This window comes from Vibrio harveyi NBRC 15634 = ATCC 14126 = KCTC 12724, from assembly GCF_001591145.1.
GTDB classification, from domain to species: domain Bacteria; phylum Pseudomonadota; class Gammaproteobacteria; order Enterobacterales; family Vibrionaceae; genus Vibrio; species Vibrio harveyi.
Genome location: NZ_BCUF01000092.1, coordinates 1 through 7,060 on the forward strand (window position 1 = coordinate 1; position 7,060 = coordinate 7,060).

The window sequence follows — 7,060 nt, forward strand, 5'->3', positions numbered from 1 at the left end:
TTAAAATCGTTTTATGCTTTGTTAAGGCGTATTTGCTTAGAGTGACTAGGCGACACACTCCTTGCCTCGCCTAAAACGATTTTATCTCGAACAAAAATTAACCGCGCAAGGTCAACAGACCCTGATCATTACAAGGAATTTAAACATGTCTACGATGACAAAAATCTTTTCATCTATCGCGCTGAGTGCAGTAGCGACAGGTGCTTACGCTAACCAATGTGAAACCGTTCGATTTGCCGATGTCGGCTGGACAGACATTACTGCAACCACAGCTGTTACCTCTGAACTGCTTAAAGGCTTGGGCTACAAAACCAAGACCGACCTTCTGTCTGTACCTGTGACGTACTCTTCAATGGCAAACGGCGACATTGACGTATTCCTAGGTAACTGGATGCCAACCATGGAAGGCGATATTGCCAAGTACCGTGAAGCTGGCACAGTGGAAACCGTTCGTGCAAACCTAGAAGGCGCAAAATACACACTAGCAGTGCCAAAGTACGTGTACGACGCGGGTGTGAAAAGCTTTGCTGACTTGGCAAAACATGCCGACAAATTCAAAGACCGCATCTACGGCATTGAGCCGGGTAACGATGGCAACCGTTTGATCCAAGATATGATCGACAGCGATGCATTCGGCTTGAAAGACTTCAGCCTAGTGGAATCAAGCGAAGCAGGCATGGTGTCTCAGGTGTCTCGTGCAGTGCGTCGTAACCAATGGATCGTTTACCTAGGTTGGGCTCCGCACCCAATGAACAGCAATGTTGAGATGGAATACCTATCTGGCGGTGACGACTTCTTTGGACCTAACTACGGCGGTGCAAATGTTTACACCAACGTGCGCCAAGACTACCTATCTGAGTGTCAAAACGTGGGTCAACTGCTTAAGAATCTAGAGTTCAGCCTAGAGATGGAAAACCAGTTGATGGAAGCGATTCTAAACCAAAAACAGAAGCCAGCGAAAGCAGCGCAAGAATGGTTGAATGCTAACCCACAACAATTTGAAGCGTGGCTAGAAGGCGTGAAGACGCTAGACGGTAAAGACGCAAAACAAGCGATTACTTCTTACCTAAAAACAAACGCTTAATCGTTCCTCTCTTTAGGAAAAGGTGGGCAGCGATGCCCGCCTTTTAACACAAAGGTTTTATTGTGAATTTTATTACGGACAACAAACTTCCGTTGGGCGAATGGATGGAAACTGGCGTTGATTGGTTAACCATGAACGCGTCGGGTTTCTTTGATGCTATCTCTATTTTTCTCGAAACCATCATTCTATTCGTGGTGGATATTTTCAAATGGATGCCACCGGCAGCACCTATCATCATGACCGCAGCGATTGCGTGGTTCCTACACCGCAGCATTCCTTTAGTTGTGTTTATCGTGCTGGCGCTGCTGACCATTCTTAATCTCGGCTACTGGCAAGAAATGCTGGAAACCTTTGTTCTCGTCTTCGCTGCGACAACGATTTCCGTATTAATTGGCGTGCCGCTTGGCATCATGGCGGCGCATCGCCCGTGGTTGTATACCTTATTGCGCCCGATACTCGATTTAATGCAGACCGTACCAACGTTTGTGTATCTGATCCCAACATTGGTACTGTTTGGTTTAGGTATCGTACCAGGTCTGATTTCCACCATTATCTTTGCTATCGCCGCGCCAATTCGTCTGACTTACCTTGGCATCACCAAAGTGCCAGAAGAGCTGATTGAAGCGGGTAAAGCGTTTGGTGCAAGCCGCATGAAATTGCTATTCAAAGTCGAACTCCCAGCGGCATTGCCAAGTATTATGGCGGGTATTACCCAGTGCATTATGTTGTCGCTTTCTATGGTGGTGATTGCTGCGCTAGTCGGTGCCGATGGTCTAGGTAAACCAGTCGTGCGAGCACTGAACACTGTGAACATTTCCCAAGGCTTTGAAGCCGGTTTAGCGATTGTTTTGGTCGCGATTATTCTCGATCGCCTATGCAAAGCACCAAACCAAAAGGAGGCATAACATGGACGCAATTACGATTGAAAACCTCGACGTTGTGTTTGGTCAGCAGCAAGAGCAAGCATTGGCGCTATTAGACCAAGGTAAGTCTCGTCAAGAGATCATTGATGAAACCGGACAAGTGGTTGGTGTTGATAAGGTCTCAATGAGCGTCAAACAAGGTGAGATCTGTGTATTGATGGGGCTGTCCGGTTCGGGTAAATCCAGCCTCCTTCGTGCCGTTAATGGTTTGAATGAGATCTCTCGTGGCTCACTCAAAATCAAAGATGGCGACGACATGGTAGAGCTTGCCAATTGTGACGAACAAACTCTACGTAACCTGCGTACTCATCGCGTGTCGATGGTGTTCCAAAAGTTTGCGCTTATGCCGTGGTTAACGGTATTGGATAACGTGGCGTTTGGTCTTGAGATGCAGGGCATTGGCAAAGCGGAACGTCGAAAAAAAGCGCGTGAACAACTAGAAATGGTTGGGCTAAGCGAGTGGGAGAGTAAGTTCCCACATGAGCTTTCTGGCGGCATGCAGCAACGTGTTGGCTTGGCTCGCGCTTTTGCTATGGATACTGATATCTTACTAATGGATGAACCGTTTTCTGCGCTCGACCCACTGATTCGCGCTCAGCTTCAAGATGAATTGATTCAACTGCAAGAAAAGCTCAACAAGACGATTTTGTTTGTGAGCCATGACTTAGATGAAGCGCTGAAAATCGGTAACAACATTGCCATTATGGAGTCGGGTAAACTGATTCAACACGGCAAGCCGGAGCAAATCATCCTTGCACCAGAAAACGGCTATGTGGCGGACTTTGTGGCTCACACGAATCCGCTCAATGTTTTGAAAGGTCGTTCACTGATGCAAGCCAGAACCGAGCTTAAGCAGCAGAATGACCGCGTGTTGGTGTGTGCAGATAAGCAGATTTGGGTCGAGCAAGAGCCTAAAGGTGTAACGCTGGTGGATTCCGATAAGTCATTGGTGAATTGGGAAAGCGATTCAACCACGCTCGACGACATCGGCGAAAGCACCGTCGTTCAAGCCAATCCAGATATCAGCATGCGTGAGGCGATTGAACTGAAGCAACGCAGCAATCAACCTATCTTGCTAGTAGAAGAGAACAAGTTAGTGGGCGTACTGAGTGACAACGAGTTGTATGACGCATTGCTTGGCAACTTTAAATCCAAGCAAGTGGCGTAGCTTCTTCTTATCTCAAAACGTTTGTTGTTTAACGTTTGTTGAGTCCCCCTCAGCAAAACAAAAAAAGAGCCGTACTCTTAGACTAAGACACTAAGAAGTACGGCTCTTTCAATTTGAACAATGATTTAGATAGCTAAGCTCTAGGCTAGGAACCCAGGAGCTAGGAGACGATACTCATTAAAGAGTAGTAATTACGTCATCCATGTTTAGACGTGCTTTTGGTAGACCGTGGTTGTAGTCTTCGCCGTCTTTGTGGTAGCCGATTGCTAGTGCAACTTCACATACGTGACCGTCTAGTTCTGCTTTGAACTCTTCGCCGATCAGTGTTGGGTCAACACCTTCCATTGGAGTAGAGTCGATACCTAGACGCGCTAGTGTGTGCAGTAGGTTACCAAGCGCGATATAAACTTGCGCTTTCGTCCAGCCGCCGTTGTAGCCGTTTTCATCTGTGTTTGCTTCAGCAAATGCGTAAGCACCCATGAACATGTCGTACATGTCTGCTGGTAGGTGACCAGAAGTTACTTCAGCATCAACACGCTTCGCAAATTTCTCTTTAGTGAATTTTGGATCGTACGCTAGCAGAATAGTGTGGGATGCTGCTTTCGCGTGCGGTTGGTTGAACTGGTGCATGTTAGCAAACGTGTCATGGAAACGCTGTTTCGCTTCGTCGCTCTCAATTACGATGAATTTCCAAGGCTGAGAGTTGATAGAAGACGCAGATAGGCGGATTGCTTCTTTGATGATTGCCATATCTTCTTGAGAGATGCGTTTCTCTTCGTCGTATTTTTTAGCTGTGTAACGGTTGTTTAGGTCTGTAATGATTTGATGAGACACGTTTATATCCTCTTAATATTATTAGACAAATGAGGATGCGCTTAGCATCGACAACCATGCGTACCTCGAAAGTGAGTCCATAATATCGACTTTTATCGAATTGATAATACGTGTTTCGTTTAAATCACTTTCTATTTTTTATTGAAAATCGAATTTGAACGGCTGAAGGGCAGGTTGGCATTCTTAGTATGCCGACGTTCAGAAACCACAAAACCGTCCCAACGAGCTTGGTAGGATTATCAAATTACATTCATAATGAAAATAGATAAGTTGGTTGGAGGCTAGGGGATGAACGTAATCGAAGTTTTTAACGACAGCTATGAACGCTGTGTTACCCATGAGGACTTCTTTGATTTGTTCTATGAGAACTTTTGGTCGAAAGGCGAAAACTTCAGACAGAAGTTCGATGGCGTAGATATGAAGAAGCAAATCCGGATGCTTAAAGGGTCTATCGTGTTTGTGATGATGGCGGATACCTCTGTAGATGCTCGTGACATGATGAGGAAATATGGTAATAAGCACGGACACAACAATATTGGCGTCGCCCCTGAAGATATCGATGTCTGGTTTGAAAGCCTGTTAGAAACCGTCGCCCAATGTGATCCTGACTTTGATGAAAGGGTCGAGTACGCGTGGCGTCACTGCTTTGAAACTGGATTGGCAATTATGAAGAAAGAGTGCACCGATGCTTGAGTTCAACCAATGGTGAATTCGTAAAGGGAGTAGAACACCGCTACTCCCTTTTTCCTTTTTCTACTTGCCTCTATAGCGGCTACTAGGCTTACTCTTTCCCTTCTTCCTACTCTCCCTGATTCTTTTTCACTGCTTTGGCGATATCAGAGACCGCTTCGACGAGATTAATCGGCATCGGGAAGATGATGGTCGATGTCTTGTCTGTGGTGATTTCAGTGAGCGTCTGCATGTATCGAAGTTGCAACGCATTGGGTGCTTCGTTAAGCATTTCTGCCGCTTCTTTTAGCTTGTTGGAAGCTTCTAATTCACCGGTTGCGTGGATGATCTTCGCACGGCGGTTACGCTCTGCTTCGGCTTGGCGGGCAAGGGCGCGCACCATGCTGTCGTTAAGATCGACATGTTTCACTTCAACCGTTGCGATCTTGATACCCCAATCGTCGGTCTGTTGGTCGAGTATGGATTGCAGATCTTTGTTGAGGCGTTCACGTTCAGAAAGCAACTCATCGAGTTCATGCTGACCAAGTACAGAACGTAATGTTGTCTGCGCAAGTTGGCTGGTGGCATCGCTGTAGCTTTCGATGTTGTTGATCGCCATTTGTGGGTCTACAACTCGGAAGTAAACCACGGCGTTGACTCGGACCGATACGTTGTCACGGGTGATTAGATCTTGGGTTGGGACATCTAGCACAATGGTACGTAAGTCAACACGAACCATTTGTTGAATGAAAGGGATCAAGATGATCAAGCCCGGTCCTTTTACTTCTTGGAAGCGACCGAGGAAGAACACCACGCCGCGCTCGTACTCACGCAGCACCTTGAACATTTGCGTTGCCAGTGCAACCAATAAAACAATGATAACGGCAACAGTGTAGAGCATCATAAGCGCCTCCTATTCCTTAGGGCGGTCACTGGGTTTCACGGTTAAGGTCAACCCTTTAATTGTTACCACGGTGACGTGGTCTCCTTGTTTGAGCTGGGCGTCAGCCTTGGCTTGCCACAAAGCACCATCCAGCTGGACAAGCCCCGTTCCATCAACAAAATCATCGCTCACAACTGCGAGCTTGCCCGGGTAGGTTTCTAGTCCAGTAGTGGCTTTTTTGCTGCGAATTTTAAGCAGCAAGCCAACGGTAATCACGATTAACCCAACAGAGAAAATAGCGATACCAATGATCAATGGCAGAGCGATTTGGAAGCCGGGGATGTCGCTGTCCATTAGGAAGATCGAGCCGAGAACAAACGCAACGACACCACCTAAGCCGAGTATGCCAAAGCTCGGGTTAAAGGCTTCAGCAATCATCAGAGCAATACCGAGCAGCAGTAACCCTAAACCAACGTAATTCACTGGCATCATTTGTAGGGCATACATGGCGAGTAACAAGCATATCCCACCGAGCACACCTGGTAAGCCGATGCCAGGGTTGTAGAACTCTAGTAACAGACCGTAAATACCAATCAGCATCAGGATGTAAGCCACGTTGGGATTGGTGATCACCGCCAACATTTCTGCACGCCAGTCGGGGACGCGTTCCACCCACGTTGGATTATCTAACGTCAGCTTATACGGTTTGCCGTTGAGTTTGACTTCGATGCCATTAATCGTTGAAACCAAATCTTCCGGTGAGTTGGCTATGAAGTCGATGACGTTGAGTTCTAATGCTTCGGTGGCGTCCAAACTAGCCGCCATGCTGACCGCTTTTTCTGCCCACTCGGCGTTTCTATCGTGCAAACGCGCTAAGCCTTTGATGTACGCTTTGGCATCATTAATGACTTTCTTTTCCATTGCGGTTTTGGCAGGTACTTCGTCGGAGTTTTTGCCTGATGATTCATCATTCGATTCGTCATTGTCTTTGTCGTCGGCACTAGAAGGCTGTTGCGGTGCCCTCCCTAGAGAAACGGGCGTAGCTGAGCCTAAATTAGTGGCTTCTGCCATCGCGGCAACATGACTAGCCAGCAGAATGTAGGTGCCAGCGCTGGCTGCCCTAGAGCCTGAAGGACCGACCCAAGTCGCGATAGGGACAGTGGATGTAGTGATGGCGTGAATGATGTCCCTCATTGAACTATCAAGCCCGCCCGGTGTGTCCATTTTTAGGATGACGAGGTCAACGCCGTTTTGTTGAGCTTCTTCAATCTCTCGCGACAGATAATCACTCAGGGCAGGACCAATCGCGCCTTTGACAGGCAATACCCAAACGGTGCTCGCTAGCGCTTGGCTGGCAAACAAGAGTAGGGGAAGAAGCCACAATCGTATCTGTTTCATACAGCCCTCCTTGTGTTACCACTGGGACTTATTGAAAACGCTATTTAAAGTATATACCCAAGTGACTTCAAGATGCAGGATTCAGAGCGTTGTCATTGATT

General features: G+C 47.2%; 7 protein-coding genes. 4 read left to right on the plus strand and 3 right to left on the minus strand.

The window, feature by feature from the left end; translation table 11 throughout:
• The first annotated feature begins 145 nt into the window (after positions 1–145).
• The 3 genes from VHA02S_RS24205 to choV all read left to right on the plus strand — a co-directional run bounded on the left by VHA02S_RS24205 (position 146) and on the right by choV (position 3,175).
• Positions 146–1,084, plus strand: a complete 939-nt coding sequence (locus VHA02S_RS24205; RefSeq protein ID WP_005425881.1) for a choline ABC transporter substrate-binding protein — start codon at positions 146–148, stop codon at positions 1,082–1,084.
• A 62-nt stretch (positions 1,085–1,146) separates the two neighbouring features.
• Positions 1,147–1,989 carry a choline ABC transporter permease subunit gene (gene choW / locus VHA02S_RS24210; RefSeq protein ID WP_038888377.1) on the plus strand — a complete coding sequence of 281 codons (843 nt, stop codon included), beginning with the start codon at positions 1,147–1,149 and terminating at the stop codon, positions 1,987–1,989.
• A 1-nt stretch (position 1,990) separates the two neighbouring features.
• A complete protein-coding gene (choV, locus tag VHA02S_RS24215) occupies positions 1,991–3,175 on the plus strand; it encodes a choline ABC transporter ATP-binding protein (protein WP_038899388.1) in 1,185 nt (394 codons plus the stop codon).
• Between the two features lie 177 nt (positions 3,176–3,352).
• On the opposite strand, the gene VHA02S_RS24220 is transcribed toward choV, so the two are convergent.
• Positions 3,353–4,009 carry an NAD(P)H-dependent oxidoreductase gene (locus VHA02S_RS24220; protein WP_005435698.1) on the minus strand — a complete coding sequence of 219 codons (657 nt, stop codon included), beginning with the start codon at positions 4,007–4,009 and terminating at the stop codon, positions 3,353–3,355.
• A gap of 288 nt (positions 4,010–4,297) precedes the next feature.
• Between VHA02S_RS24220 and VHA02S_RS24225 the strand changes: the two genes are divergently transcribed.
• Complete coding sequence (locus tag VHA02S_RS24225) at positions 4,298–4,702, plus strand: globin family protein (protein ID WP_017190719.1); 405 nt, start codon at positions 4,298–4,300, stop codon at positions 4,700–4,702.
• A gap of 106 nt (positions 4,703–4,808) precedes the next feature.
• Here VHA02S_RS24225 and VHA02S_RS24230 read toward each other — a convergent pair whose 3' ends face one another.
• Together VHA02S_RS24230 and VHA02S_RS24235 are read right to left on the minus strand one after the other, a co-directional pair.
• Positions 4,809–5,582, minus strand: coding sequence for a slipin family protein (locus VHA02S_RS24230; protein WP_038899387.1), 774 nt, complete (start codon positions 5,580–5,582; stop codon positions 4,809–4,811).
• Between the two features lie 9 nt (positions 5,583–5,591).
• Positions 5,592–6,959 carry an NfeD family protein gene (locus VHA02S_RS24235; RefSeq protein WP_038899386.1) on the minus strand — a complete coding sequence of 456 codons (1,368 nt, stop codon included), beginning with the start codon at positions 6,957–6,959 and terminating at the stop codon, positions 5,592–5,594.
• Between the last annotated feature and the right edge of the window lie 101 nt (positions 6,960–7,060).

Bases quoted from the DNA above. Each gene is read 5' to 3' on its own strand.
- VHA02S_RS24205 (WP_005425881.1), top strand. From the start codon at position 146: ATGTCTACGATGACAAAAATCTTTTCATCTATCGCGCTGAGTGCAGTA.
- choV (WP_038899388.1), top strand. From the start codon at position 1,991: ATGGACGCAATTACGATTGAAAACCTCGACGTTGTGTTTGGTCAGCAG.
- VHA02S_RS24225 (WP_017190719.1), top strand. From the start codon at position 4,298: ATGAACGTAATCGAAGTTTTTAACGACAGCTATGAACGCTGTGTTACC.
- VHA02S_RS24230 (WP_038899387.1), bottom strand. From the start codon at position 5,582: ATGATGCTCTACACTGTTGCCGTTATCATTGTTTTATTGGTTGCACTG.
- VHA02S_RS24235 (WP_038899386.1), bottom strand. From the start codon at position 6,959: ATGAAACAGATACGATTGTGGCTTCTTCCCCTACTCTTGTTTGCCAGC.